General features: G+C 63.4%; 23 protein-coding genes and 1 pseudogene. 16 read left to right on the top strand and 8 right to left on the bottom strand.

Annotation, left to right across the window (positions count from 1 at the left end; genetic code table 11):
• Positions 1–14 precede the first annotated feature (14 nt).
• The 5 genes and pseudogenes from ACI2KG_RS27925 (at position 15) to ACI2KG_RS27905 (ending at position 5,467) form a co-directional block, all read left to right on the top strand.
• Positions 15–791: a ParA family protein gene (locus ACI2KG_RS27925; protein WP_404664107.1), complete on the top strand. Its 777-nt coding sequence runs from the start codon at positions 15–17 to the stop codon at positions 789–791.
• Between the two features lie 173 nt (positions 792–964).
• Positions 965–1,393: a DUF2946 family protein gene (locus ACI2KG_RS27920; protein WP_404664106.1), complete on the top strand. Its 429-nt coding sequence runs from the start codon at positions 965–967 to the stop codon at positions 1,391–1,393.
• 68 nt (positions 1,394–1,461) lie between these two features.
• Positions 1,462–3,612: pseudogene (locus tag ACI2KG_RS27915) on the top strand (TonB-dependent receptor).
• Between the two features lie 260 nt (positions 3,613–3,872).
• Positions 3,873–5,210, top strand: a complete 1,338-nt coding sequence (locus ACI2KG_RS27910) for an MFS transporter (protein ID WP_404664105.1) — start codon at positions 3,873–3,875, stop codon at positions 5,208–5,210.
• Positions 5,211–5,287: 77 nt separating this feature from the next.
• Entirely contained in the window at positions 5,288–5,467 is a 180-nt protein-coding gene (locus ACI2KG_RS27905) for a hypothetical protein (RefSeq protein WP_404664104.1), read from the top strand.
• A gap of 3 nt (positions 5,468–5,470) precedes the next feature.
• Here the strand turns inward: ACI2KG_RS27905 and ACI2KG_RS27900 are convergent, their stop codons facing one another.
• On the bottom strand, positions 5,471–6,883 hold the full coding sequence (locus tag ACI2KG_RS27900) for an amino acid permease (protein ID WP_400621472.1): 1,413 nt from the start codon (positions 6,881–6,883) through the stop codon (positions 5,471–5,473).
• 325 nt (positions 6,884–7,208) lie between these two features.
• Between ACI2KG_RS27900 and ACI2KG_RS27895 the strand changes: the two genes are divergently transcribed.
• Both ACI2KG_RS27895 and ACI2KG_RS27890 read left to right on the top strand, forming a co-directional pair.
• Complete coding sequence (locus ACI2KG_RS27895; RefSeq protein WP_404664103.1) at positions 7,209–8,633, top strand: PLP-dependent aminotransferase family protein; 1,425 nt, start codon at positions 7,209–7,211, stop codon at positions 8,631–8,633.
• A gap of 419 nt (positions 8,634–9,052) precedes the next feature.
• Positions 9,053–10,543 carry a methyl-accepting chemotaxis protein gene (locus ACI2KG_RS27890; RefSeq protein WP_404664102.1) on the top strand — a complete coding sequence of 497 codons (1,491 nt, stop codon included), beginning with the start codon at positions 9,053–9,055 and terminating at the stop codon, positions 10,541–10,543.
• Between the two features lie 520 nt (positions 10,544–11,063).
• On the opposite strand, the gene ACI2KG_RS27885 is transcribed toward ACI2KG_RS27890, so the two are convergent.
• From ACI2KG_RS27885 to ACI2KG_RS27875, 3 genes are read right to left on the bottom strand one after another with little or no spacing between them, the layout of a single operon-like run.
• Entirely contained in the window at positions 11,064–12,086 is a 1,023-nt protein-coding gene (locus tag ACI2KG_RS27885; RefSeq protein ID WP_404664101.1) for a histone deacetylase family protein, read from the bottom strand.
• Complete coding sequence (locus tag ACI2KG_RS27880; RefSeq protein ID WP_404664100.1) at positions 12,086–13,327, bottom strand: Zn-dependent hydrolase; 1,242 nt, start codon at positions 13,325–13,327, stop codon at positions 12,086–12,088. Before ACI2KG_RS27880 ends, ACI2KG_RS27885 begins: the two co-directional genes overlap by 1 nt.
• A gap of 30 nt (positions 13,328–13,357) precedes the next feature.
• Positions 13,358–14,662 carry an MFS transporter gene (locus ACI2KG_RS27875; protein ID WP_404664099.1) on the bottom strand — a complete coding sequence of 435 codons (1,305 nt, stop codon included), beginning with the start codon at positions 14,660–14,662 and terminating at the stop codon, positions 13,358–13,360.
• Between the two features lie 273 nt (positions 14,663–14,935).
• Between ACI2KG_RS27875 and ACI2KG_RS27870 the strand changes: the two genes are divergently transcribed.
• On the top strand, positions 14,936–15,844 hold the full coding sequence (locus ACI2KG_RS27870; RefSeq protein ID WP_404664098.1) for a LysR family transcriptional regulator: 909 nt from the start codon (positions 14,936–14,938) through the stop codon (positions 15,842–15,844).
• Between the two features lie 52 nt (positions 15,845–15,896).
• On the opposite strand, the gene ACI2KG_RS27865 is transcribed toward ACI2KG_RS27870, so the two are convergent.
• From ACI2KG_RS27865 to ACI2KG_RS27850, 4 genes are all read right to left on the bottom strand, one after another.
• Complete coding sequence (locus ACI2KG_RS27865) at positions 15,897–16,193, bottom strand: type II toxin-antitoxin system Phd/YefM family antitoxin (RefSeq protein WP_404664097.1); 297 nt, start codon at positions 16,191–16,193, stop codon at positions 15,897–15,899.
• A gap of 250 nt (positions 16,194–16,443) precedes the next feature.
• Positions 16,444–17,550, bottom strand: a complete 1,107-nt coding sequence (locus ACI2KG_RS27860; RefSeq protein ID WP_404664096.1) for an alkene reductase — start codon at positions 17,548–17,550, stop codon at positions 16,444–16,446.
• 30 nt (positions 17,551–17,580) lie between these two features.
• Complete coding sequence (locus ACI2KG_RS27855) at positions 17,581–18,774, bottom strand: MFS transporter (RefSeq protein ID WP_404664095.1); 1,194 nt, start codon at positions 18,772–18,774, stop codon at positions 17,581–17,583.
• A gap of 251 nt (positions 18,775–19,025) precedes the next feature.
• Positions 19,026–20,036 (bottom strand): aldo/keto reductase, encoded by a 1,011-nt coding sequence (locus tag ACI2KG_RS27850; protein WP_404664094.1) that lies wholly within the window; start codon positions 20,034–20,036, stop codon positions 19,026–19,028.
• 118 nt (positions 20,037–20,154) lie between these two features.
• On the opposite strand from ACI2KG_RS27850, the gene ACI2KG_RS27845 reads away from it, so the two are divergent.
• From ACI2KG_RS27845 to ACI2KG_RS27810, 8 genes are all read left to right on the top strand, one after another.
• Positions 20,155–21,078 carry a LysR family transcriptional regulator gene (locus ACI2KG_RS27845; protein WP_404664093.1) on the top strand — a complete coding sequence of 308 codons (924 nt, stop codon included), beginning with the start codon at positions 20,155–20,157 and terminating at the stop codon, positions 21,076–21,078.
• An 86-nt stretch (positions 21,079–21,164) separates the two neighbouring features.
• Positions 21,165–21,962, top strand: coding sequence for an SDR family NAD(P)-dependent oxidoreductase (locus ACI2KG_RS27840; protein WP_404664092.1), 798 nt, complete (start codon positions 21,165–21,167; stop codon positions 21,960–21,962).
• A 21-nt stretch (positions 21,963–21,983) separates the two neighbouring features.
• Positions 21,984–22,391, top strand: a complete 408-nt coding sequence (locus ACI2KG_RS27835; protein WP_404664091.1) for an SRPBCC family protein — start codon at positions 21,984–21,986, stop codon at positions 22,389–22,391.
• A gap of 272 nt (positions 22,392–22,663) precedes the next feature.
• The gene (locus ACI2KG_RS27830) at positions 22,664–22,798 is read left to right on the top strand and encodes a hypothetical protein (protein WP_404664090.1); all 135 of its coding nucleotides are present in this window, start codon (positions 22,664–22,666) and stop codon (positions 22,796–22,798) included.
• A 42-nt stretch (positions 22,799–22,840) separates the two neighbouring features.
• A complete protein-coding gene (locus ACI2KG_RS27825) occupies positions 22,841–23,326 on the top strand; it encodes a hypothetical protein (protein ID WP_404664089.1) in 486 nt (161 codons plus the stop codon).
• A gap of 10 nt (positions 23,327–23,336) precedes the next feature.
• Positions 23,337–23,780: a PaaI family thioesterase gene (locus ACI2KG_RS27820; RefSeq protein ID WP_404664088.1), complete on the top strand. Its 444-nt coding sequence runs from the start codon at positions 23,337–23,339 to the stop codon at positions 23,778–23,780.
• 97 nt (positions 23,781–23,877) lie between these two features.
• Positions 23,878–24,420 carry a WYL domain-containing protein gene (locus tag ACI2KG_RS27815; protein ID WP_404664087.1) on the top strand — a complete coding sequence of 181 codons (543 nt, stop codon included), beginning with the start codon at positions 23,878–23,880 and terminating at the stop codon, positions 24,418–24,420.
• Between the two features lie 98 nt (positions 24,421–24,518).
• Positions 24,519–25,454 (top strand): cyclase family protein, encoded by a 936-nt coding sequence (locus ACI2KG_RS27810; RefSeq protein WP_404664086.1) that lies wholly within the window; start codon positions 24,519–24,521, stop codon positions 25,452–25,454.
• Positions 25,455–25,592 lie beyond the last annotated feature (138 nt).

Genomic DNA, 25,592 nt, shown 5'->3' with positions numbered 1-25,592 from the left:
TGGATGAGCGTCTCATGCGTCGTGTGGTTTTCAATCAGAAAGGTGGCGTCGGCAAATCCAGCATCGCCTGCAACCTTGCCGCAGCCAGTGCCGCCGAAGGCTACCGGACCTTGCTGGTCGACCTCGACCCGCAGGCCAATGCCACCTACTACCTCACCGGCCTGGTCAATGACGCCATCCCTGCCGGCATTGCCGACTTCTTCCGCCAGACCCTGTCGCCCGTCACCGCAGCCGGCAAGAAACACCGCGTGGCAATCACAGAAACCCGCTACAGCAACCTGCACCTGATCACCGCCAGCCCCGACCTCAGCGACCTGCAGAGCAAGCTGGAGAGCAAATTCAAGATTAACAAGCTGCGCAAGCTGCTGGTGGAGCTGGGCGAGGACTATGAACGGATCTACATCGACACCCCGCCGGCGCTCAATTTTTACACCTTCAGCGCCTTGGTGGCGGCCGAGCGCCTGCTGATCCCGTTCGACTGCGACAGTTTCTCGCGCCAGGCGCTGCACAGTGTCATGGCCGAGGTCGAAGAGCTGCGCCAGGACCACAACCCGGCGCTGCAAGTGGAGGGCGTGGTGGTCAACCAGTTCGCCGGTCGCACCGCCTTGCACCAGACCCTGGTCGAGCAGTTGCGCAGCGAAGGCATGCCGGTGCTGCCGGTGTACCTGAGCAGCTCGATCAAGATGCGCGAATCGCACCAGGCTTCGGTGCCGCTGGTGCACCTGGCGCCGCGGCACAAGCTGGCGATGGAGTTTGTCGATTTGCTGGATGTGCTGGAGCGGGCGGCCTGATAAGTCCCTGGGAGCGCTGTGGGAGCGGGCTTGTCCCGCGAACACCGGCGTAGCCGGTGCCAAATACCGCGTAGCCCCATTCGCGGGACAAGCCCGCTCCCACACAGCGCAGCCCCAAAATTATCCGGCCAAAGCGCTACCCGACCGTTCATCAGGGTGGTAGATTCGCCCCCATGAAAACCACCTGGCACACCCGCACGCTGACTGCCTGGACGCTCTATGCCAGCGTCCTTTTCAGCCTGTTGCTGTGTGGCTTGCACCACGGCCAGATGGGCGGCCTGCGCCTGGCCGGCCTGGAAGGTGGCTTCTGCTCGGTCAACAGCGAGCACGGCGTGGCCATCGACCTCGACGGTGCCGGTGCCGGTGCCGGTGCCGGTGGCGACCAGCACATGGCCCAGCTCGACTGCCCGGTGTGTTCTTCATTCGGCCTGGCCGTGCCGCTCAGCAGCGGCGGCTGGTCGTTCACCCCGGCGCAAGCCGTGGCCACCTCGCCCATCGTCGTGCGCAGCTGGGCACAACCGCCACCACGCTATCAACGCCCTGCCCTCAACCCCCGCGCCTCCCCCGCCGTCTTCCCCGCAGCCGTACTTCATATCGCCTGACTTCAGCCGGGCGCGCTTGCCAGCGCGCTCGCCGTCAGCCATAACCTTTGCGTGGAAGCCCTACCAACATGCTTCGCAATACTTCACTGGTGCTCCTGATGAGCACCTGCAACCTTGCCTGGGCGAACAACGCCGCCGTGGAACTCAGCGCCACCACCATCGACGGTGAACGCGAAAACGCCAGCGGCGTGCAACTGGACGAGCCGATCCGCACCGGCTCACGCCTAGGCCTTACCGCGCGGGAAACACCCGCCTCGGTCAGCGTTTCCGACCGCCGCCTGATCGAAGAGCGCGGCGCCAACGACAGCCAGGACGTGATCAACGCCATGACCGGCGTCAACGCCTCGGCCAACCCCGGCTTTGGCGGCTTCGTCGCCTACCGCGGCTTCACCCAGAACCAGGTCACCCAGTTGTACAACGGCATCAACCTGGGCTACAGCAGCGCCACCCGGCCGGTGGATGCCTGGGTACTCGACCGTGTCGAACTGATTGGTGGGCCGTCCTCGTTCCTGCATGGCGCAGGCGCCGTGGGCGGCTCGATCAACTACATCACCAAGCTGGCCAGCCGCGACGCGCACATCATTGACGGGCGTATCCGCTACGGCAGTTTCGACGACAGCGAAGTGGCCTTCGGCATCAACCAGGCACTGGCCAGCAACCCCGCCGATGCGCGCCACTTCATGCGCCTGGACTTCAGCCGCGGGCACGGCAACGGCTATGTCGACCGCAACGAACGCAACACCGACAGCCTGGCCTTCTCGCTACTCAGCGATCTGGCACCCAACCTGACCCATACCCTGGCGCTGGAGTACCAGGAGGACCGTGAAGACAGCCCTTACTGGGGCTCACCGATCCTGCCCGGGCGCAGTACGATGAAGATCGACAAGAGCCGCCGCTTCGAAAACTACAACGTCGGCGATGGCCGTTATGAGCAGCGGGTGCGCTGGCTGCGTTCGATCCTCGACTACCAGATCAGCGACAGCACCAGCGTGCAGAACACCCTGTACCACTACAACGCCCAACGCGATTACCGCAACCTCGAACGCTACGCCTACACCACCAATGGCCAGGTACAGCGCAGCAGCCCCTACCTGCAGCGCCACGACCAGAACCTGCTGGGCGACCGCATCGAACTGCGCCACGACAACCAGCTGTTCGGCCTGGCCAGCCAGTGGTCGCTGGGGCTGGATTACTCACGCATGCGCCAGACCCTCTACCCCACCTCCAGCAGCTGGACCGACGTGGTTGATGCCGACCACTCCGACCCCGGCAGCTTCGATGACATCCCCGGGGTGAATGCTGGCGTAACCAAGCAACGCCGCCACGTGGTGACCAACCGCGCAGTGTTTGCCGAGAACCGCCTGCAACTCACCGAGCGCCTGGCCCTGCTGACGGCCCTGCGGTACGACTACCTGGACATGGAGGTAACCAACTACGGCGCGGTGACGCCCACCTCGCCGGCGTATTTCGAACGGCGCTGGGAACCGCTGTCCGGGCGTATCGGCCTTACCTATGCGCTGACACCTTCGGCCAGCGTCTACGCGCAATAGAGCTCCTCTGCCGACCTGCCGGCCGGGTCGCTGGCAGCGGCGACCTATTCCAACGTCGGCCTGTTCGACCTGTCCAAGGGTGAGCAATGGGAAGTGGGCAGCAAGTTCGACTTCCTCGACGGCCGCGGCGCAGCCACGCTGGCGCTGTACCAGATCGTGCGCAAGGACTTTGCCGTGCGCGACTCGAACGATGCCAACCTGACCGTTCAAGCCGGGCAGCAGACCTCCCGCGGTGTCGAGCTGTCCGGGCGCCTGCAGGTAACGTCAAAGCTGCTGGCCGAGGCCAACTATGCCTACGTCGATGCCCATTACGATGAGTTCAACGAAGCGGTCAACGGCGTGTCGGTATCGCGCAAGGGCAATGCGCCGGTGAACGTGCCGGCCAATGTTGCCAACCTGTGGCTGACCTACAGCTTGTCGCCGGCCTGGTCGGTGGGCGCGGACGGGCGCTACGTGGGCTCGGTGTATGCCGACAACGCCAACAGCCTCAAGGCCCCAGCCTACACCCTGTTCGGCGCGTTCGCCCGTTATCGGCTGGATGAACACACCACCTTGACCGGGCGGGTGCGCAACCTGACCGACGAGGTGTACGCCAAGCAGGCCTACAACAGCCAGTACTACATGGGGCCGCCGCGTACCCTCGAACTGGCGCTGGATATGCGTTTCTGAGCGCATGGCCCTATCGCCGGCAAGCCAGCTCCCACAGGTACTGCACAAGCCTTGAGTGCGGTGCAAATTCTGTGGGAGCTGGCTTGCCGGCGATAGGGCCATCATGGTCGGCCCATCAATTCGGTTGAATCAGGTATCCCGAGGTCGCCCTCGACAAAGCGCCCTGCAGCGCCCGGTTATCTACTGGCAAGCACAACAATGATGGCGCGGCCCGACCGCGCCACTCTCATCATGGCTGCCAATGGAACCGGAGCACCCACATGCCCACACCTCATGAGGTATCCCCCGCCACCCTGCGCCGGGTGATCGCCGCCTCGGCCATCGGCAACTTCGTCGAATGGTTCGACTTCGCCGTCTACGGCTTTCTCGCCACGCTGATCGCCAGCCAGTTCTTTGCCAGCGAAGACGCCAGCGTGGCCTTGCTCAAGACCTTTGCCGTTTTCGCCGTGGCCTTCGCCCTGCGCCCGTTGGGCGGCATCGTGTTCGGCGCCCTCGGCGACCGCCTGGGGCGCAAGCGCATCCTGTCGCTGACCATTTTGCTGATGGCCGGCTCCACCACCCTGATCGGCCTGTTGCCGACCTACGCCAGCATCGGCCTCGCCGCCCCGGCGCTGCTGACGTTGGCGCGCTGCCTGCAGGGCTTTTCGGCCGGCGGCGAGTATGCCGGCGCCTGCGCCTACCTGATGGAGCACGCGCCCAATGACAAACGGGCCTTCTATGGCAGCTTCGTGCCGGTTTCGACGTTTTCCGCATTTGCCTGTGCAGCGGTGATTGCCTACGGCCTGGAAGCCAGCCTGTCGACCGAGGCGATGAATGCCTGGGGCTGGCGCATACCGTTCCTGATTGCCGCACCGCTGGGGCTGGTCGGCCTGTACCTGCGCTGGCGCATGGAGGAAACCCCGGCGTTCCGCGAAGCCGTGGCCCAGGGCAAGGAGCACGAGCATTCGCCGCTCAAGGAAACCCTGCGCCACCATGGCCGGGCGATTCGCAACCTGGGCGCGTTCATTTCGCTGACTGCGCTGTCGTTCTACATGTTCACCACCTACTTCGCCACCTACCTGCAACTGGTCGGCAACCTGACCCGCGCGCAGTCGCTGCTGGTAACCACCGTGGCCCTGCTGTTTGCCGCCATCGGCTGCCCGCTGGCCGGGGCATTCTCGGACCGGGTCGGGCGGCGCAAGACCATCGGCTTTACCTGCCTGTGGGTGATGCTGTGCGTGTTCCCGGCGTACTGGCTGGCCAGCTCGGGCTCGCTGGCGGGCGCACTGCTGGGGGTGATTCTATTGGCGGTGGGGGCGTTGTGTAGTGGTGTGGTGACGGCGGCGCTGCTGTCGGAGAGCTTCCCTACCCGCACCCGCTACACCGCTTCGGCGATCACCTACAACGTGGCGTATACGCTGTTCGGCGGTACCGCGCCGCTGGTGGCGACCTGGCTGATCGGGCAGACCGGCAGCAGCCTGGCACCGGCGTTCTACCTGGTGGTGATTGCGCTGGTGGCCTTGGTGGGTGGGTTGGCGCTGCCGGAGACTTCGCGGATTTCGCTGCATGATGAGGCGGGCGTAGAGGGCGTCCGCCAAGGCCTTCATCGCTCGGTGTGAAACCCTGGGGCTGCCTTGCAGCCCATCGCCGGCAACAGGGTCGGAACTGACCACCTGTGCCTGAAGTCAGTCCAAGTATGCGCACGCCCCTGAGAACCTGCATCGCCCTCGCCATCCTGGCCTTGATCGCCGCTGCGGCGCTGCTCGGCTCGCCATGGATGAACCAGCGTTTCCACATGCCCGCCGAAAAACACCAGGCGCAACAACGCGAAACGGCCGGGTCCCCAAAGGAGCCGGCCGTTTCCACACACAAGTAGCGCTTAGTGCTGTTTGCTGCCAGAGCGGATCTGGTGCACCACACCCATCGCCACCACGATTGCCGCGGCAATACCGGTGGAGATTACCAGGATCTGGTAGTCAGGCATGAAGGCCATGGTCACCAAGGCTGCCACAATGAAGGCGATCACCAGGTAGGTCAGCCAAGGGAACAACCACATCTTCAGGCGCACCTCTTTGCCCTCGGCGATCAGCTTGCGGCGCATGCGCAGCTGCGAGAAGGCAATCACCAGGTACACCAGCAAGGCGATCATGCCAGTGGTGTTCATCAAGGTGTCCAGCACGTCTTTCGGGCGCAGGGTTTCGCTGAAGTTGATCAGCGCACACACCACGGCCACGGCGCACGAGCCCATGATCGCGTACACCGGTACACCGGTGCCGGCACGGGTAATCTTGAAGAACGACGGCGCGTCGCCACGCTGGGCCAGGGAGAACAGCATGCGCGAAGCGGTATAGTGGCCCGAGATCAGGCAGCTGCTCACCGAGGTCAGCACCACGAAGTTCATCAGCAGCTCGGCATACGGCACGCCCAGCAGTTCCAGGGTACGACGGTAGGCGCCATAGCCGGAAACGCCCAGGTGCGGGTCGTTCCACGGTACCAGGCAGACGATCAGGAAGATCGAGCCGACGTAGAACAGGCACACACGCCAGACCACCGAGTTGGTCGCCTTGACGATCTGCGCAGCAGGGTCCTTGGCTTCGGAAGCGGCGATGGTGACGATTTCGGCACCGAGGAAGGCGAACATCACCCCGAGCAAGGCACCCACCACAGTGGTGATGCCATTGGGCATGAAGCCTTCGGCGGTAAGGTGGCTGATGCCACGCACTTCACCGAACTGCCATACGTTCATGACCGCAGCGGTACACACGATCAGGAAGCAGACGATCGCGATCACCTTGATCAAGGCGAACCAGAACTCGAACTCACCGTAGTGCTTGACGTTGAAGAAGTTGACGGTAATCAGTAACAGGGTCGTGGCCAGCACGAACACGTTGACGCTCACATCGGGGAAGAAACCGTGCAGGATCTTGCCCGCCACATAAGCTTCCCAGGCCATCAGAATGACCCAGTACCACCAGTACAGCCAGCCGATGGTGAAACCGGCCCAACGGCCAATGGCGCGGTCGGCGTAGGTAGAGAACGAGCCGGTGTCTGGCGAGGAAGTCGCCATTTCACCCAGCATGCGCATGATCAGCACCACCAGAATGCCGCCTGCCAGATAGGCCAGGACAGCGGCTGGGCCGGCGCTGTGGATCACGCTGCCGGAACCGACGAACAAGGCGCCGCCAATAACCCCGGCGATCGACATCATCGTCAGGTGGCGCGACTTCAGCGAGGCACTGAGCTTGCTCTCGTGCCCGCTTTTCGCGGTGGTGGTTGTGGATGTTGCGTCCATCAGTTGTGTACCCCGTGCTTCTTTTTATCCAAGGAAAACCGTGAAACCCCGATGGCTGGCGGTTTCACCTGTACATCAGTGCTAATGCGGGCAGGATGGTGTGAGCAAACACACGCAGGCCCTCCATGGCGGCCTGCTGACGCGCCCGAAGGTTTGCCCTTCGAACGAACTGAACATGCTTTATGTGGCGATATCCGACACCTAATGTAAAAATGTCCGACGCAGAGAGCCATGCACAGTGGCATGAATCTCGCACTGCACTGTACAGGTCACCCATGCAGTACACCCTGCAAACGCCAGGCGATACGCACCCTGAAGGCCCCGAATGTTCGAATTACATCCAGACTCCTCGACCCCATTGGTGAACCAGATCATCGACGGGCTGCGCGAGGCGATCGACAACCAGACCCTCAAGCCTGGCGCCAAGGTCCCGTCGATCCGCGCCTTTGCCGCGAGCTATTCGGTGAGTACCTTCACCGTGGTCGAGGCCTACGACCGCCTGGTCGCCCAAGGCCTGCTGGTGAGCCGGGGCAATGCGGGGTTCTTCGTCAACCGGGCCGCAGGCGAGCTGCTGGAACAGCACAACGCCGAGGCCGACACCACCCGACCAACGTTCAACTCCGAATGGTACCTGCAACAGATCTTCGAGATCCGCCAGTTGCCGTTCAAGCCGGGCTGCGGCTGGCTGCCAAACGACTGGATGTACGAAGAAGGCCTGCGCCGCGGCTTGCGCCAAGTGGCCGGCAGCCCGCTGGAACTGTCGGGCTACGGCGACCCCATGGGCCTGCTGGAGCTGCGCGCCCTGACCGCGCAGAACCTGCAGCAGGAACTGTCGATCGTCGCCAACCCGGCGCAGCTGATGCTGACCCATGGCGCCAGCCAGGCGCTGGACCTGGCGGCGCGCACACTGGTACGCCCGGGTGATGTGGTGCTGGTGGACGACCCGGGTTACCCGAACCTGATGAGCATCCTGCGCACCCAGGGCGCGACCCTGGTCGGCGTACCGCGCACCCCGGCCGGCTACGACCTGAACCAGCTGGAGCAACTGCTCACCCACCACCGCCCGACGGCGTTCTTCACCCAGCCGCACCTGCACAGCCCGACCTGCTCGCGCACCCCGCTGCCACAGCTGCACCGCCTGCTGCAGCTGGCCAGCCAGCACGGCTTCCGCCTGGTGGAGAACAACCTGTACGCCGACATGGTCGCCGAGCCGCAACCGTGCCTGGCCAGCCTCGACCACCTGCAGCAAGTGGTATACGTGGGCAGCTACTCGAAAAGCATTTCGCCCAATGTGCGGGTCGGCTACATGGTGGCCAACCCCGAGCTGATGCAGAAGCTACTGCACCTGAAAATGCGCTCGGGCCTGACCACCTCGCAGGTGATGGAGCGCGTGGTGTATGCCGCGATCATCGACGGGCGCTGGCGCAAGCACCTCAAGCGCCTGCGCCAGCGGCTGGCCGAGGCGCATCAGGAAGTTGGCCGGCATTTGCATCGATTGGGTTTCGAACTGTTCATCGAATCGGACGAAGGCATGTACATCTGGACCCGCCACCCGGCGATTCCGGACAGCGCCGCATTGCTGGATGATGCGTTGGAGAAAGGCATCATGCTTGGGCCTGGGCAGCTGTTCATGGTGGATGCCAAGGCGACCGGGTGGATGCGCTTCAATGTGGCGTTCAGTACCGATCCTGCGATGTGGGAGTTGTTGGAGAAGGTGCTGGTGAAGCATGTGCGGCGGGGTGGGATGTAGTTCGCCGCAACCTTTTCAGCGCCTGTGAGACCGAGCGCCGCCCGCGCGGCGCTTCGCGGGGCAAGCCCGCTCCCACATCTGTTTCGGGCCAGTCACTTCTGTGAGGCCTCCTCTGCCGCCTTGTTGGTTCCATTCGATATTGAAGGTGGCGCTGCTCTTTTTCGATTTACAGCCATGCACCCAGGGTGTGCGCGCCAAAGGCACAGGAATAACTGGCCCGAAACAGATGTGGGAGCGGCCTTGTGCCGCGAAGCGCCGCGCGGGCGGCGCTCGGTCTCACAGGCGCTGAAAAACTCAAGGCAGGCTCTTGTCAGCCATACCACTCCCCCAAGCCGTCCTCCTCGCATCCATTCGCATACCCACCCTGGCGCGATGATGGCAAACGGCTACGCTCTCCATGACCCCATGGAGCCCCGCGCATGCCCCACGCCCCTCGCTTTTTCGAACACTATCGTAAAGCCGACCGGATCATGCTCGGCCTGATCTGGCTGATGTTCATCTTTTCTCTGGCCCTGGCGCTCTGGCACGACACTTTCATCCAGGCCTTCATTGTCGGCGGCGGCACCAGCGTGGCGCTGACCGCGCTGTACCAGGCCCTGGGTGGCAAGCGCCTGATGCGCTGCTGCCTGGCCTTTGGCCTGATGGTCATGGCCGCCTTGCACATCAACCAGGCCGAGGGCGTGATCGAATCGCACTTCGGTATCTTCGCCCTGCTCGCGGTACTGACCTTCTACCGCGACTGGCTGCCGATCCTGGTCGCGGCAGCGGCCATTGCCGTGCACCATGTGGTGTTCCATGTGCTGCAACACCAAGGCTACCCGGTGTACGTCATGGCTCACCATGGCGGCTGGGCAATGATCTTCGTGCATGCCTTCTACGTGGTGATGGAAACCGTCGCCCTGCTCTACCTGGCCGTGCACAGCCGCCGTGATGCCGACGAAAGCCAGGACATGCTGGACAAGATGCTCGCCACCACCTCGCAATTCACCGCCGAAACCACTGCCGATACGGCCGCGCATGTCTCGCTGGCCCAACGCTTCGACCGCTTCCTCACCCAGATCACCGACCTGGTCGATGGCGTGGTCCGCGATTCGCAAGGCCTGGGCGAGCTGGGCCAGGAACTGGCCAAGACCAGTACTACTTTGGAGAAAGGTGCCCAGCACCAGCTGAACGAAATCGCCCAGGTTACCGGCTGCATGCAGCAGATGGGCAATGCTATGGGCGATATCGCCATCCACGTCGAACACGCCGCTGAACATGCCGGCCAGGCCAGTGACCAGGTCAGCCGTGGCCAGGCCAGCGTCGAACGGGCGCGGCTGGAAATCGCCCAATTGGCCTCAAGGCTGCAAGGCACCAACGACACGGTCGAGGTACTGGCCGGCCAGGCCGAGCAGATCGGCAGCGTGCTGGAAGTGATCAGCAGCATTGCCGAACAGACCAACCTGCTGGCCCTGAACGCCGCCATCGAGGCTGCCCGCGCTGGCGAGCAAGGCCGGGGCTTTGCCGTGGTTGCCGACGAGGTGCGCAACCTGGCCAAGCGCACGGCCGTGTCGACCCAGGAAATCAGGACCATCATCCAAGCCTTGCAGCAAGGCAGCCGGCAGGCGGTCGAGGCCATGCACCACAGCCGTGAAGGGGTGGAACGCTGTGTCGAGGACAGCCAGCTGGCGGTGACGATGCTGCAGGCGGTGAGCGGCGATATTGCGCATATCGACGCACTAAACGGGCGGATTGTGAGTACTACCCGCGAGCAGTCCGCGGTGAGCCAGGAGATTGTCGGGCGCTTGCAGTCTGTGCAGGGGATTGCCCAAGGGACGGCGCAGGATGTGCAGACACTGGCGTCCAGCAGCCGACGGTTGCCGCCGATTGCTATCCGGCTGGATGCGCTGGGGCGCACCTTTCACCCTTGAGACCGCGCGGGCCTCTTCGCGGGCACGCCCGCTCCCACAGGTTTGAATCCGGCGCGGTCAGTGTAGGAGCGGCCTTGTGTCGCGATAGGGCTGCGCAGCAGCCCCCGCAATTGCTGCTTCTGCGCTGAAATCTTGGGGCTGCTGCGCAGCCCTTTCGCGACACAAGGCCGCTCCTACAAAGGCCTAGTCATTCCTGAAAGGTTGCAAACGAGCATTCGAGCCTGTTTTCAACGCCGCATGATCGTCGCGCAGGCAATATCACTCACCCACAGGCCCATACTTTCTAGCCGTCGAGGCCATGCACCACAGTCGTGAGGGGGGTAGAACGCTGTGTAGAGGACGCACCTTTCACCCTTGAGACCGCGCAGGCCTCTTCGCGGGCACGCCCGCTCCCACAAGTTTGAATTCGGCGCGGTCAGTGTGGGAGCGGCGCTGGCTGCAAGCCTGGTGCAGTACCTGTGGGAGCGGGCTCGCCCGCGAAGAGGCCGGCAGCTGCACTACCGCTGCAGGCACCATGCACTCACCGCCAATCCGCCTTATCAGCAAAAAACGCCTGCGCATTCGCCTCCAGGCTCTCCAGGTGATACCCGCCTTCCTGCACAATCAAGCACGGCAAGCGCAACGCCCGAATCCGCTCACCCAACGCAGCAAACCCTTCAGTCGTCACCGCCACCTTGCTCTGCGGGTCCAGTTCGTAAATATCGAACCCCAACGACAACACCAGCACCTCGGCACCAAAGTCCTTCACCGCAGCCAACGCAATGTCCAGCTGCGCCATGAAGTCCGCTTCGCTAGCCCCGTGCGCCATCGGCAGGTTGAGGTTGTAGCCCTCCCCCTCACCGCTGCCACGCTCATCTTCGAACCCGGCCACGCCTGGGTAGAAGTTGGTCGGGTCGCCATGCACCGACACATACAGCACATCGCGGCGGTGGTAAAAAATCTCCTGAATCCCCTGCCCGTGGTGCATGTCGGTATCGAGCACCGCCACGCGGCTGTAACGGCTGCGCAAGGCCTGGGCGGCCACGGCGGCGTTGTTGATGTAGCAGAACCCGCCCGCCGCATCGAACCGTGCATGGTGGCCCGGTGGCCGGCACAGGGCATAGGCCGACGGCTCGCCATCGAGAATGGCCCTGGCCGCTGCCACCGCGCTCTGCGCCGACCAATAGGCCGAGTGCCAGGTGCTTTCGCCTACCGGGCAGCTGCCGTCGGCCAAGTAGCGCCCGGCCTGGGCGAGAATGCCGCGCAGGGCGTTGGGCTCGCGCACGAAGATGTTCGACATGACTTCATCGCCCCAGTCCTCGGGTACTTCCTTCCAGCGCGCATGGGCTTCTTCGAGGAAGGCCAGGTAGGCCTCGCCATGCACCGCCTTGAGCGGTTCCAGCCCCGCGTCGTCCGGCTGGCGGATGTCAAAGCCAAGGTCCTTGGCCGCCTGCAGCAGGCGCTGGGCGCGTTCGGGGATTTCCTGCGGGGTGCGCATGGCGCCGCGCGAGTAGTAGCTGCGTGGGTGGTGCAGCAGTTGTTCGGGGTGGAAGTAGCAACGCATCAGGCTTCTCCTTGTTCGACACGGCGGGCACGGGCCAGCACGGCATTCAGCAGTACATCGACGCCTTGGCGAGCATCCTCGGGCAACACGTCTTCCGCTTCGTTGTGGCTCAGGCCGCCAACGCAGGGGATGAACACCATCGCGGTCGGACAGTAGCGGGCCAGGAGGATAGCGTCATGGCCGGCGCCGCTGACGATACTTTGCTGGGCATAACCCAGCGCATCCACCGCTTGCTGCACGGCGGCCACGCAGTCGGTGTCGAACGGGGTGGCCGGGCTGACCCAGTGGCGTTCGATGCGTACCTGCAAGCCACGCTGGCTGGCGATGGCTTGCAGTTTCAGGGTCAGGTCACGCTCCATCGCCTCGATGGCTTGGTCACGGTGATGGCGCAGGTCGACGGTGAATTGCAGCAGGCCCGGGATGGTATTGCGCGAAGACTTGGCGATGGACAACTCGCCCACGGTGGTCAGCCCTTCGGGGGCAAAATCCGCCGCCAGTTGCTCGACCGCCTGGATCATCCGTGCCGCGCCGTACAGGGCATCCTTGCGCAGCGGCATCGGCGTGGTGCCAGCATGGGCCGCCATGCCTGCGACCGTCACATCCAGCCAGCGGATGGCCTGGCCGCCGCTGACCACGCCGATGGCCTTGGCGTTGTCTTCAAGGATCGGGCCTTGTTCGATATGTGCTTCGAAGTAGGCATCCACCTGACCACCCAATGGGCGCTGGCCGGCGTAACCGGTACGTTGCAGCTCATCGGCAACGCTGATGCCATCGGCGTCGCGGATGGCTAGCGCCTCGGCCAGCGCAAGGCTGCCGGTGAATACCGCCGAGCCGAACATGGCCGGAGTGAAGCGCGCGCCCTCCTCGTTGGTCCATACCGCAATTTCCAGCGGCTTGCGGGTCTGAATATTCAGGTCGTTGAGGCGGCGCACCACTTCAAGCCCAGCCAGCACGCCGTAGACACCATCGAAACGGCCGCCTTCGGGCTGGGTATCGAGGTGGCTGCCGATCATTACCGGGGCGGCATCCGGCTCATTGCCTGCGCGCCGGGCAAACAGGTTGCCAATGGCATCCACGGTCAGCGTCAGGCCGGCTTCGCGGCACCAGTGGCTGAACAGTTCACGGCCGGCCTTGTCATCGTCGCTGAGGGCCAGGCGGCAGCTGCCGCCGCGGGCGGTGGCACCGATTTCAGCCATGGCCATCAGGCTCGCCCACAGGCGTTCGCCATTGCTTTTCAACATGTACGGGTACTCCAGAATAAATCGGTTCGATCAGGCCAGCTCAAGCTGCTGGCTACGGGCATACTGGCGCGCCAGAGCAAGCACGCAGAGCAGCGAGATGGTGGCGATCAGGGTGTAGAACACTGCCATCGGCCACCACTGGCCAGTGAAAGCGTGGGCCAGCCAGGTGCCGATCAGCGGGGTCAGGCCGCCGGCGATGGCGCCGCAGACTTGGTAAGCTAGGGAAATGGCGGTGTAGCGCACGCGGGTTTCGAACATGCCGCTGACGTAGCCGGCAATCACCGCATAGAACGAGGCCATGCAGGCTGCTGCCAAGGCGATGCCGAGCACGATCAACGGGCCTTGGCCCGAGCTGACCAACACGAACATCGGGTAAGGCGAGGCCATCGCCAGCAGCGCGACCAAGGCCAGGAAGCGCGTGGCGCCGATCTTTTCCGACAGCCAGGCGGCCAGCGGCTGCACGCAGAGCTGGATGATCGCCACGAAGAACAGGCACTCCAGGATCAGCGAGCGCTCCAGGTGCAACTGCTGGGTGGTGTAGCTGATCATGAAGGTGTTGGTGAAGTAGACCCCGGCAATGCCCAGCGTATTGGCGCCGATGCACAGCAACAGCGGGCGCCAGGCGGTGCGTAGCACTTCGAACACCGGTGCCTGCTCCTTGCGCCGGGCCTTTTCCGCCTGCTCGCGGCTGGCAATGAATTCGGGTGACTCATTCACCCCCAGGCGAATCGCCAGGCCTACCAGCAGCAGCAACGCGCTGGCCAGGAACGGCACACGCCAGCCCCAGCTCATCAGGTCCTCTTCTGGCAGGCGGGTGACCGCGCCGAAGGCCAGCAACGACAGGATCAGGCCTGCCGGGCTGCCCAGCTGGGCGAACGAGGCGAAGAAGTTGCGCCGGCCCTTGGGGGCGTGCTCGCCAGCCATCAGCACCGCCCCGCCCCACTCGCCGCCCACCGCGATGCCCTGGACGATGCGCAGCAAAATCAGCAGCACCGGCGCGGTGGCGCCGATTTGCGCGTAGGTCGGCAGCAGGCCGATGCACACGGTGACGATGCCCATCATCAGCAGGGTGATGACCAGCGATTTCTTGCGGCCGATTCGGTCGCCAACATGGCCGAAGACGATGCCACCCAAGGGCCGGGCAAAAAAGCCTACGGCGAAGGTGCCGAACGCAGCCATGGTGCTGAACAGGCTGTCGTCGGAGGGGAAGAACAGCGCGCCGAACACCAGGGCGGCAGCTGTGGCGTAGATGTAGAAATCGTACCATTCGATCATGGTGCCGATGAACGCGGCGGCTGCAGCACGGCGCGGTTGGGCGGAAGCGGTGGGCTTCATGGGGGCTCCTTTGCTTGTTGTTCTGGCAGGAGTTGACGGGGTCACGGTGGCGCTCTGTTGGCGCTTGGCCTGTTGGTTCTGTGTTGGCTTCTTCGCGGGTGAACCCGCTCCTACATGGATTGCACAACCCCTGTGGGAGCGGGCGAGCCCGCGAAGAAGCCAACACCGATACAACAGGCCTCAATGCCTGCGATTTATCGGCCCAGGGCTATGATTAGTCAATTTTCTATTTATTATGCGCACTATTAGTCACGCTTATTATCGAGCCCCGCCATGTCTGACCGCCTGCTCAACGACCGCCTCGACTGGAATCTGCTGCGCACCTTCCGCGTCATCGGCCAGGAGCTGTCCATCAGCCGCGCCGCCGCCCGCCTGCACCTCACCCAGCCGGCGGTAAGCCAGGCACTCAAGCGCCTGGAAGAGCAGCTCGGCCGCCAGCTCATCGCCCGCCGCGGGCCGCGCTTCGTGCTGACCGAGATGGGCGAACAGCTGTTCCAGCTGGCCGGCGAGGTGTACGGGCAGATGTCGCAGATTGGCGGCTTGCTGGAGCAACCGGCGGACGAACTGGTGGGCAAGGTGCGCCTGCTGATGATCAGCCGCATCGTCAGTGAACGCTTCGACGATTTCCTTGCCGACTTCCACCGCCAGCACCCTCGCGTGGAGCTGGAGATCGACGTCATGCGCAGCTCCGACATCGTCGCCGCCCTGCAAGAAAAAACCGCCACCGCCGGCCTTAGCCTCAACCGCCGCGCGCAGCCACGGCTGGAGCAACGGCTGTTCCTGCGCCAGCGCTATGCGTTTTTCTGTGGCAAGCACCATGCCCTGTTCGGCCAGGCCGAAGGCGACCTGCAACGGGAGAACTTCGTCAGTTTCACCAGTGACCAGATTGGCGGCATGCTGTCGCCACTGACCATTTTCCGCGACCAGCAAGGGTTTGCCGGGCGCATCGTGGCGTCATCGCCAAGCCTTGAGGAAGTGCGCCGGCTGGTGATTGCCGGGTTCGGCATTGGCTGCCTGCCCGAGCATGTGGTGGCGCCGGATGTTGCAGCAGGGTTGTTGTGGAAGCTACCGCCGCAGGAAGGGATTGCCGATGTGGATATTCACCTGTTGTGGAACAGGGAGCAGCGGCTCAGTCGGGCGGAAGAGGTGTTTATAGAGGTGTTGCAGACCAGCGTTGGTTGACAGAAGAGTATCTCGGACACCGCGCTGGCAAGTTTCAGGCGCGTCGACGGCATCAGTTCACCGGCAAGCCACGTAGCACCGACAGCCCGTTCTCTTCCCCCTCCTCGCTGACATCCAGAGACACCGGTACACCTTTTTCCCCCAGCCTCGACGTGGCCAGTTCGCTCAGCTCGAGATCCTCCAGGCGTTCCATCATGGCCTCGTACAGCTCGGCGGGCACCATGTACCCCATCACACGGTTGTGGTTGAGCACGGCGACGGGCATGCCCGCAGCACCGGTCATTACGGCGGATGGGTTCTTTTTCAGTTCCGACACGCTTACGGCCACGTCAGCGAAGATATGTTGCATGATTTCGCCCTCAAATAAGGACCATATTTTGGTCCAATTGCAGGACACAAACAAGCTATCAGTCATCGAGGTGTTGCAGGCGAGCGTCGCTTGAACGCTTTGTGCGGTCATTGTAGGAGCGGCCTTGTGTCGCGATAGGGCCGCAAAGCGGCCCCGGTAATGTCAGTGGCGAAGCTGCAAGCGAGGGGCCGCTGCGCAGCCCGATCGCGACACAAGGCCGCTCCTACAGGAGACCGCGCAATTTCTGGTATCAGGCGGTTGCCATGGCCGGGTAATCGGTCAGGCCATGGGCATCGCCACCAAACAACGTGGCCCGTTCGTGCTCGGCAAGCGGCGCATTCAGCTTCAGCCGCGCTGGCAAGTCCGGGTTGGCCACGAACGGCCGGCCAAAACCGATCAGGTCTGCCCAGCCCTCCTCCAACGCCTGCCGCGCACGTTCGCCGGTGTACTTGCCAGCATACACCATCACCCCTGGGAACACCGCCCGCAGCTGTTGCTTGAAGTCCCTCGGCATGTCCGGCGCATCGTCCCAGTCGGCTTCGGCAATGTGCAGGTAGCCAATGCCGATTTCGCCCAGGTGCTTGGCGGCTGCGGTGTAGGTGGTGACGGGATCGTCATCGACACAGCCATTGAGCGTGGTCAGCGGTGCCAGGCGTACACCCACACGCTGGGCGTCGCCCGTGCCATCGACCAGCGCACGGGTCACTTCGTCAAGGAAACGCAGGCGGTTCTGCAGTGAACCACCGTAGCGGTCGGTGCGGTCGTTGGCGCCGGAGTCGAGGAACTGGTTGACCAGGTAGCCGTTGGCGGCGTGCAGCTCGACACCGTCAAATCCGGCCGCCATGGCATTGCGCGCGGCCTGGCGGTACTGCTCGACGATCTCGGCGATTTCCGCTTCGCCCAATGCACGCGGTTTGGAAGCCTGGACGAAGCCCGGGGTGCCGTCGGCAGTGTCGATGAACACATTCACCCCTTCGGCCTGCATGGCCGAGGACGATACCGGTGCCTGGCCGCCGAGCAGGCTGCTGTGGCTGAGGCGGCCAACGTGCCAGAGCTGGGCGAAGATGCGCCCGCCGGCGGCATGCACCGCATCGGTGACCAGACGCCAGCCGTCGACTTGCGCCTGGGTGTGGATGCCCGGGGTGCGCGCGTAGCCCTTGCCCAGCGGCGCGATCCAGGTGCCTTCGCTGACGATCAGCCCGGCACTGGCGCGTTGCGCGTAGTACTCGGCCATCAATGCGGTCGGTACGTCGCCAGGCTGGCCAGCGCGTGAGCGGGTCATCGGCGGCATCAGTACGCGGTTGGGCAGGTTCAGGGCGCCAAGTTGCAGGGGTTGAAACAGCGGATCAGGAGTCATGGTGTTTATTTCCGTAAGTTGAATGAGGGGTCAGGCGCGGCTGATGACAGGTTGTGGCTGGGCCGGCACGCGGCGGTCGAGGCGGCCGCTGTACAGGGTCAGGGCCAGGGCACCGAGGGTGACCAGCGCGGCGATCCAGGGCGTGTGGCCAAGGCCGAGCTGCTGTACCACCTGGGCACCGGCCCAGGAGCCACCGGCCACACCGAGATTGAAAGCGGCGATGTTGAAGCCGGCGGCTACGTCGACCGCGTCCGGGGCAACCTTTTCCGCTTGCTGCACCACGTACACCTGCAGGCCCGGGACGTTGCCAAAGGCCACTGCGCCCCAGGCCAGTACGGTCACCACCACCAGTACCGGGTGCGGCGCGGTGAAGGTCAGCGCCAGCAGCACCACGGCCAGCAGCAGGAAGATGATCGACAGTGCCTTGACCGGGCCTTTGCGGTCGGCCAGGCGGCCACCCCAGATATTGCCCAGGGCAACCGAGACGCCGTAGGCGAGCAGCACCAGGGCGACGCTGTTGGCCCCGAAGCCGGCGATGTCCTGCAAGATCGGCGCAAGGAAGGTGAAGGCGATCAGCGAACCGCCGTACCCCACAGCGGTCATCGCATACACCAGCAGCAGGCGCGGTTGCAGCATGACCCGCAGCTGGCGCAACAGCGGTGCCGGCTGGCTGTGCTGGACGCCTTTAGGCACGAACAGCAGTGCGCCGAGCAGCGCCACAAGGCCGAAGGCCGCCACCACCAGGAAGGTCACGCGCCAGCCGAAGTGCTGACCGATGAAGGTGCCCAGCGGAATGCCGGTGACGAAGGCCACAGTCATGCCGCTGAACATGGTGGCGATGGCGCTGGCGGCTTTTTCTTTCGGCACCAGGCTGGTGGCGATGATCGAGCCGACCGAGAAGAACACGCCATGGGCCAGGCCGGTGAGGATGCGCGCCATGATCAGCGATTCATAGCTGGGCGCTTGCCAGGCCACCAGGTTACCGGCGGTAAACAGGGCCATCAGGCCGACCAGCAACAGCTTGCGCGGTACGCGGCCGGTCATGGCGGTGTGCAGCGGCGCGCCGATGGCGACGCTGAGGGCATAGAGGCTGACCAGCAGGCCGGCCGAAGGCAGGGTGACGGCAAGGTCGTTGGCGATGGTCGGGATCAGGCCGACGATCACGAACTCCGTGGTGCCAATGGCGAAGGCCGCCAGGGTCAGGGCTAACAGGGCGAGAGGCATTTGAGAATCACCTGTGGAAGGTTGGGATGGGTGAATTCTCGGGGGATGCGAGGGCGGGAAAAAGATAAAGCCGGGACAATGAGTTTTGACTTGAAGGCAAAGGTATTGGCCAGGCTGTTGCGGAGGGATCAAGCTTTTTGGTTGCCTGGGCAGGCGTATTCGCGGGTAAACCCGCTCGTACAAAGAGCACGCGGTCGTTGTAGGAGCGGGTTTACCCGCGAAGGAGGGTCAAGCCCTCCCCTTACCCACTATTAAACCGCAGGCACCGGCGCATGCTGTGCAATCAACCCCAGCTCACGCAATTCGGCCCAGAACGCCGCCGGAATCACCGCATTCAACGCCGCCAGGTCCTGATCAGCATGCAGCGGCCGGGTCGCCCCAGGGATCACCGCCGCCACCGCCGGGTGCGCCAGCGAAAACTGCAGCGCCGCCGCCTTGATAGCCACACCATGACGCGCCGCCACTTCGTTCAGGCGCTGCACACGCGCACGGATCTGCGGGCTGGCCTTCTGGTACTCGTAGTGGTCACCCCCGGCAATCACACCCGAGTTGTACGGGCCGCCGACAACAACGCCGAGGCCTTGCGCCAAGGCACCCGGCATCACCCGTTGCAGCGCACGTTCGTGGTCCAGCAGGCTGTAGCGGCCCGCCAGCAGGAAGCCGTCCGGGCGTGCTTCTTCCAGGTCCAGGGTCAGTTCGATAGGCTCGACGCGATTGACCCCCAGGCCCCAAGCCTTGATCACGCCTTCTTCACGCAGGCGGGTCAGCACGCGGAAGGCACCGGTGCGAGCAATTTCGAACTGGCTCAGCCATTCGTCACCGTAAAAGTCCTGGGCGATGTCGTGAATCCAGACAATGTCCAGGTAGTCGGTGCCCATGCGCTTGAGGGTGTCTTCAATCGAGCGCAAGGTGGCATCGGCGCTGTAGTCGTTGACGATGCGGTTACGGTTGCCATGCTCGAACAGGCCGCTCTTCTCACCCAGTTCACGGGCCGCCGGGTCTTCCAGTTCCTCGAGGATCACCCGGCCTACTTTGCTGCTCAGCACGTACTCATTGCGAGGGCGCTGGGCCAGGGCCTTGCCCAGGCGGATTTCCGATAGGCCGGCACCGTAAAACGGCGCGGTATCGAAGTAGCGCACGCCATTGTTCCAGGCTGCGTCCACCGAACCTTGCACTTCGGCGTCCGGCACGTTGCGGAACATGTTGCCCAGTGGCGCGGTACCGAAGCCCAGAGGGTTGGCGATCAGGTCTTTCAAGCTCATGGAATGTCTCCAGTAAAGGTGCGTAAGGTCATCAAGCGACGACGTGAGCACATCCTAGGCTGGCCAAATCGAGACCGTCCAAGTCATAATTCGTCACAGTTAAGTCCCTGGAGGTCTCATGCAAGATCTACGTCAGTTGCGCTACTTCGTGGCCGTCGCCGAATGCGAGAACGTCGGTCGGGCCGCCGAGCAGTTGCACATCTCCCAATCGCCGCTCAGCCGGCAGATCGCCCAGCTGGAGGACAACCTTGGCCTGGCCCTGTTCGAACGGCGCAACCAGCGCCTGTACCTGACCAACGACGGGCGCACCTTCCTGGCCGAGGCGCGTGGCCTGCTCAAGCACGCCGAGCGCCTGGAGTCGTTGGGCAAACGCCTGGGCCGTGGCGAAGAAGGCGGGCTGTGTATCGGCTACGTCAACCACGCCATCCATGCCGGCGTGCTGCCCGGCGCAGTGCGGGCGATTCGTGGCGAACGCCCGAACATTCACATTGCGCTGTACAACATGACCCCTAACGAGCAGTTCGAAGGGCTGCGCCAGCGCAGCCTGGACATTGCGCTGGTGTGCGAGCCGCCACCGAAGAACGACCCTGATCTGCGTGCGCAACCGGTGTTGGACGACCCGATGCTGCTGGCCATCCCGGCGCTGCACCCCTTAGCCAGCAAGGCCGAACTAACCCCGGCCGACCTGCATGAACAGGAATGGATCATCACCGGCGGCCAGCCCGACCAGGTCAACAAGCGCGATGATTTCATTGCCCGCTGTGGCGATGCCGGCTTTACCCCGCGCCTGTCGCTGGAAGCCACCGACCCGCTGAGCGTGCTGGGCCTGGTGTCTGCCGGCCTGGGCCTGGCCATGGTGCAAAGCAGCCTGTCGGCCAGCGCCGGGCCAACCGTAGTATTGCGCCAACTGCAATGGTTCCAGCCCAGCGTGCAACTGTGGGCGGCTTGGCATCAGGTGGACCTGCGGCCAATCGTGGGCATTTTCCGCGAGCGGGTGCTGGCATTGGCAGAAGAAGGGCTTGATAAGTCCATGCAGGTCTGAACTCAGTCGAATTACGTCTTTTACAGTCTGAAAGCGCTCCACTAGCATGGCTCCCATCGATGCAACTCACCCACAGGAGCCATTCCATGAACATCGACCTCGGCGGACGCACCGCCATCATCAGCGGCTCGACCGGCGGTATAGGTCTGGCCATCGCCCGCGGCCTGGCCCGCGCCAACGCCGACGTGGTCATTGCCGGGCGCAGCCAGAAGTCGCTGGATGCCGCCTTGGCCGAACTGCGTGAGCAAGGCGGCCAGGGCCAGGTTCACGGCGTAATCGCCGACCTGGGCACCGCTGCAGGTGCCGAAACCCTGTTTGCCGCCCACCCGCGGGCCGACATCCTGGTCAATAACCTGGGCATCTATGACGACGTCGACTTCTTCGACGTGGCCGACAGCGAGTGGTCGCGCTTCTACGACACCAACGTACTCAGCGGCGTGCGCCTGGCCCGGCACTATGCCCCGGGCATGGTCGAGAAAGGCTGGGGACGGATACTGTTCATTTCCTCGGAATCGGGCATTGCCATCCCGGCCGACATGATCAACTACGGCGTCACCAAGGCCGCCAACCTGGCCGTGTCGCATGGCCTGGCCAAACGGCTGGCCGGTACCGGCGTTACCGTGAACGCGGTACTGCCCGGCCCGACCCTGACTGACGGCGTGGCCGCGCTGGTGGCCGATGCGGCCCAGGCGTCGGGGCGCAGTATTCGTGAAGAAGCTGACAACTTCGTGCGTACCGCGCGGCCAAGCTCGATCATCCAGCGCGCCGCCGATGTCGACGAAGTTGCCCACCTGGCGGTGTACCTCGCCTCCCCTTATTCGTCTGCCACCACCGGCGCGGCCCTGCGGGTCGACGGCGGTGTAGTCGACAGCCTCGCTATTTGAATTCAACTGGAGAATCACCCCATGGCAACTGCCTACGCTTCCCTGCAAACCAACCACAGCCCTGAACACGTCTGGGCCTTGATCGGCGGTTTCGACAGCCTGCCGGACTGGCTGCCGTTCATTCCCGAGAGCATTTCCAGCGAAGGTGGCCGAGTACGCTCGCTGAAAGACCCGGACGGCAACAGCATTGTCGAGCGCCTGGTGGCGTTTGACGAAAAACAGCGCAGCTACAGCTACACGATCCTGACCAGCCCGTTCCCGGTGACCGGTTACCTGTCGACCCTTCGGGTCAAAGCCGATGGCCAGGGCAGCCTGGTCGAATGGTCTGGTGAGTTCACCCCGGCAGGGGTCAGCGATGCCGAGGCCCAGGCGCTGTTCAAGGGCATCTATGAAGGTGGCCTGGAAGCCTTGGCGAAAACCTTGGGCTGAGAGGTGCTTGTCGCAACATTTTTATCGCCTTTGAGATCGAGCGCCGCCCGCGCGGCGCTTCGCGGCACAAGGCCGCTCCCACATCCGCCTTGTTCGTTCCATTTGATATCGATGAGGACGCAGTTGCTCTTCATCGTTCTCCAGTCATGCACCAAGAATGCAACCCACTTGGCACAGGAATAACTGGCCCTAAACAGATGTGGGAGCGGCCTTGCGCCGCGAAGCGCCGCGCGGGCGGCGCTCGATCTGTGCATCAACCTAAATCCCAAGACATGCTCCTGGAAGCCCTCACTGCACCTCCCTATGAGCAAATGCGCCGCGAGTTCGCCTTCACCACACTACTTCAGGCGCTGCGCCAGCTGAAAGACGGCACCGGTTCAGGTAAATGGGTGACGCGCCTGGATTAAGCGCCACTATATTGCCACCCGATATTTTTGCCAGTAGCCCGAATGCCTGACGCGGTTCACCATCGCGTCAGGTTAGCAAGAGGCTCTGCGATGGACTGGCTCATCTTGTTTCATCTGGCAAGCTACGGCGCCGCACTGCTCATCATTGCGGTCTTTGCCCTCATCTACGCGACCCGTTCGCAATTCATGCCCTACCACGCTGCGGCAATTGAACGCCCTTGGCACACGCTGGATGCCCCTTTGCAACTGCTGCTGTTAGCCCTGGTACGGCTGGTCGGCTGGGGCTGGCTGGCCATTGCCTGCGCAGGGTTGATGATGCTGTACCAAGTAGTTGTCCTGCGTGTTCCGCTGCAACTGCTGGTGCTGTTGCAAGCGTATTGCCTGCTGGCGATCACGCCGATTATCGCGGTTAGTGGCCAAGTGAAACGCCGTACCAATGGATCACCACCGGTCATGGCCAGTTGGGTGACCATGATGCTGTGCTGGCTGGGCTTTTTCTTCGGGCTACTGGCCCGGGCTTGCGCGTAGGGAGATAGCGATGAAAGACAACCTGTTCTGGAAAACGATCGAAGGGCTGCTGCCGATGCCCAAGGCGGCACAGCTACTTGGCTGGAAGCTGCTCAAGCATGAGCAGCACACGCGCGAGATATTCGTGGAGTTCGATGCATCAGCCTCATTGACAAACCCGGTGGGCAAGATTCAGGGGGGTATGCTGACGGCCATGCTTGATGACTGTATGGGGCCAGCTATTTACGCCGTGCTTGAAAAACACGAGATCGCCATGACTGTAAAAATGGCGACCAGTTTCCAACGCCCAGCTTTGCCGGGGCGCATCACTGGGATTGGCAAGATGTACAGGCGGCGCGGCAACACCTGTTATACAAAAGGTAAACTCCAAGACTGCAAAGGGCGGATCCTGGCAACTGCGACTGCTTGTTACAAGATAATCGACCTGGCGGGGCACCACTCGAGCGAGGTGTAATGCTACAACTTGGATCCGATCTTGTGACGGGGTATGCTGGGCAATAGCTAAACGCCATTACCCAGGCAGGCCTCGTGCCCGCCTCAAGGACGAGCCTGTGCCCAGCCACCCTACCCGCCATACCATCGCCCGCCAGTGGCAGTTGCTCAAGCTGCTGCCAGGTCGCCACCCGGGCATGAGCTCGACCCAGTTGCAGGTCGCCCTGCGCAGCGTGGGCCATACCACCAGCAAACGCACCGTAGAGCGCGACCTGGTCGAACTCGCCGCGCTGTTCCCACTGCAGTGCAACAGCAAAGGCATGCCTTATGGCTGGTACTGGCAACCAGGCCTGAGCCTGGGCGAAGCGCAACAATTGCAACCCGACGCGCTGACGCCGCCGGCACAGGTTGAACTGCACGCCTGGGTGGATGACGCCCTTGCCCGTCGCCTGGTACAAGCGCCGCTGTCGGCAGACATGCAACTGACCGCGCAAACCCGCGGTGGCGCGGCGCTGGTGGCCACTGTCGATGACAACCGGGCGTTGATGGGCTGGTTGCTGTCGCAGGCCGGCTCGATCCGGGTGCAAGCCCCCGAGGCGCTGCGTGTGGCCATGCTCGATCAGTTGCGCCAGAGCCTGGTGCTGCACGATGGCGGTTGTTGACCGTCAGGCAAAAGTCATTGTCCCGCGGGCCGCTTTTTCCCCCTGCCGGCCCTGCGCAGAATTCGCTCCTGACAACGCAACATTTTCAGGAGTACACGATGAAATGCTTCAAGCCCCTGCTGCTCGCCGTCGCGCTGGCGACCACTGCCCAAACCACCTTGGCCGCGGACTGGCAGACTTCGCCATACGGTAAACAGGATGAAATCGGCGCCGCCAACTTGCTCACCCCTGAGGTGGTCAAACAGGCGGTCGGCCTGGTCAAGACCGGCAAAACTTACCCACTGGCAGTACCGGTGAGCAAGGACTTGCCAGCGTTCCGCCACCGCAGCTTCCACCTGTACAACATCCAGCCCGGCGAGCAGGCTGGCCAGACCCTGGGCCGCAACAAGTTCAGCTTCAACGATGAGCTGGTCAACGGCTGGACCGGCGTCGGCACGCAGCTTAACGGCATCGGCCATATCGGCATCGACAACGTCTACTACAACGGTAACAAGGCTGCTGACTTCGTCACTGTCGAAGGCGTGACCAAATTGGGCGTGGAGAAAGTACCGCCGATGGTCACCCGTGGCGTGGTGCTGGACATGACGGCCTATTACGGCGAGGCCATCGTACCGGGCGGTACCGCGTTCACCGTTGCCGACATCAAGCGCGTGCTGAAGAAACAAGGCATTACCCTGCGCAAGGGTGATGTGGTGTTGTTCAACACCGGTTGGCTAGAGCTGATCGGCAAGGACAACCAGCAGTTCCTCGCCACCGAACCGGGCATCGACTTGCCTGCGGCTGAATGGCTGGCAGACCAGGGCATCGTTGCCTTTGGTGGTGATACCTGGGCCTCCGAGGTGTACCCCAACCCGACCGGTGAAGAGTTCCCGGTCAACCAGTTCATGCTGGCCAAGCGGGGTATCTACAACCTGGAGCTGATCGACACCCGCGCGCTGGTAAAGGACAAGGCGTTCGAGTTCCTGTTCGTGTTGGGGCAACCGCTGTACAAGGGCTCGACCCAGGTGAACATCAACCCGGTGGCGATTTACTGATCACCCTCCTCCAAGGCTGACTCAATACCAGTGGGAGCGGGCATGCCCTAATGCCAGTCAGTTAAGACTGCCGGGGCTGCTGTGCAGCCCATCGCCGGCAAGCCAGCTCCCACACCGACCGCATCGGATTCAAGCCAT

The sequence above is a fragment of the Pseudomonas sp. NPDC089407 genome (genome assembly GCF_044900445.1).
In the GTDB taxonomy this organism is placed as follows: Bacteria; Pseudomonadota; Gammaproteobacteria; order Pseudomonadales; family Pseudomonadaceae; genus Aquipseudomonas.
Note: the sequence above shows the minus strand (reverse complement) of the source record. Positions and strands in the feature narration are given on the sequence as shown.

What these genes read in the sequence shown, in the direction of transcription:
- ACI2KG_RS27925 (WP_404664107.1), top strand. Translation starts at nt 15, where the DNA reads ATGCGTCGTGTGGTTTTCAATCAGAAAGGTGGCGTCGGCAAATCCAGC.
- ACI2KG_RS27920 (WP_404664106.1), top strand. Translation starts at nt 965, where the DNA reads ATGAAAACCACCTGGCACACCCGCACGCTGACTGCCTGGACGCTCTAT.
- ACI2KG_RS27910 (WP_404664105.1), top strand. Translation starts at nt 3,873, where the DNA reads ATGCCCACACCTCATGAGGTATCCCCCGCCACCCTGCGCCGGGTGATC.
- ACI2KG_RS27905 (WP_404664104.1), top strand. Translation starts at nt 5,288, where the DNA reads ATGCGCACGCCCCTGAGAACCTGCATCGCCCTCGCCATCCTGGCCTTG.
- ACI2KG_RS27900 (WP_400621472.1), bottom strand. Translation starts at nt 6,883, where the DNA reads ATGGACGCAACATCCACAACCACCACCGCGAAAAGCGGGCACGAGAGC.
- ACI2KG_RS27895 (WP_404664103.1), top strand. Translation starts at nt 7,209, where the DNA reads ATGTTCGAATTACATCCAGACTCCTCGACCCCATTGGTGAACCAGATC.
- ACI2KG_RS27890 (WP_404664102.1), top strand. Translation starts at nt 9,053, where the DNA reads ATGCCCCACGCCCCTCGCTTTTTCGAACACTATCGTAAAGCCGACCGG.
- ACI2KG_RS27885 (WP_404664101.1), bottom strand. Translation starts at nt 12,086, where the DNA reads ATGCGTTGCTACTTCCACCCCGAACAACTGCTGCACCACCCACGCAGC.
- ACI2KG_RS27880 (WP_404664100.1), bottom strand. Translation starts at nt 13,327, where the DNA reads ATGTTGAAAAGCAATGGCGAACGCCTGTGGGCGAGCCTGATGGCCATG.
- ACI2KG_RS27875 (WP_404664099.1), bottom strand. Translation starts at nt 14,662, where the DNA reads ATGAAGCCCACCGCTTCCGCCCAACCGCGCCGTGCTGCAGCCGCCGCG.
- ACI2KG_RS27870 (WP_404664098.1), top strand. Translation starts at nt 14,936, where the DNA reads ATGTCTGACCGCCTGCTCAACGACCGCCTCGACTGGAATCTGCTGCGC.
- ACI2KG_RS27865 (WP_404664097.1), bottom strand. Translation starts at nt 16,193, where the DNA reads ATGCAACATATCTTCGCTGACGTGGCCGTAAGCGTGTCGGAACTGAAA.
- ACI2KG_RS27860 (WP_404664096.1), bottom strand. Translation starts at nt 17,550, where the DNA reads ATGACTCCTGATCCGCTGTTTCAACCCCTGCAACTTGGCGCCCTGAAC.
- ACI2KG_RS27855 (WP_404664095.1), bottom strand. Translation starts at nt 18,774, where the DNA reads ATGCCTCTCGCCCTGTTAGCCCTGACCCTGGCGGCCTTCGCCATTGGC.
- ACI2KG_RS27850 (WP_404664094.1), bottom strand. Translation starts at nt 20,036, where the DNA reads ATGAGCTTGAAAGACCTGATCGCCAACCCTCTGGGCTTCGGTACCGCG.
- ACI2KG_RS27845 (WP_404664093.1), top strand. Translation starts at nt 20,155, where the DNA reads ATGCAAGATCTACGTCAGTTGCGCTACTTCGTGGCCGTCGCCGAATGC.
- ACI2KG_RS27840 (WP_404664092.1), top strand. Translation starts at nt 21,165, where the DNA reads ATGAACATCGACCTCGGCGGACGCACCGCCATCATCAGCGGCTCGACC.
- ACI2KG_RS27835 (WP_404664091.1), top strand. Translation starts at nt 21,984, where the DNA reads ATGGCAACTGCCTACGCTTCCCTGCAAACCAACCACAGCCCTGAACAC.
- ACI2KG_RS27830 (WP_404664090.1), top strand. Translation starts at nt 22,664, where the DNA reads ATGCTCCTGGAAGCCCTCACTGCACCTCCCTATGAGCAAATGCGCCGC.
- ACI2KG_RS27825 (WP_404664089.1), top strand. Translation starts at nt 22,841, where the DNA reads ATGCCTGACGCGGTTCACCATCGCGTCAGGTTAGCAAGAGGCTCTGCG.
- ACI2KG_RS27820 (WP_404664088.1), top strand. Translation starts at nt 23,337, where the DNA reads ATGAAAGACAACCTGTTCTGGAAAACGATCGAAGGGCTGCTGCCGATG.
- ACI2KG_RS27810 (WP_404664086.1), top strand. Translation starts at nt 24,519, where the DNA reads ATGAAATGCTTCAAGCCCCTGCTGCTCGCCGTCGCGCTGGCGACCACT.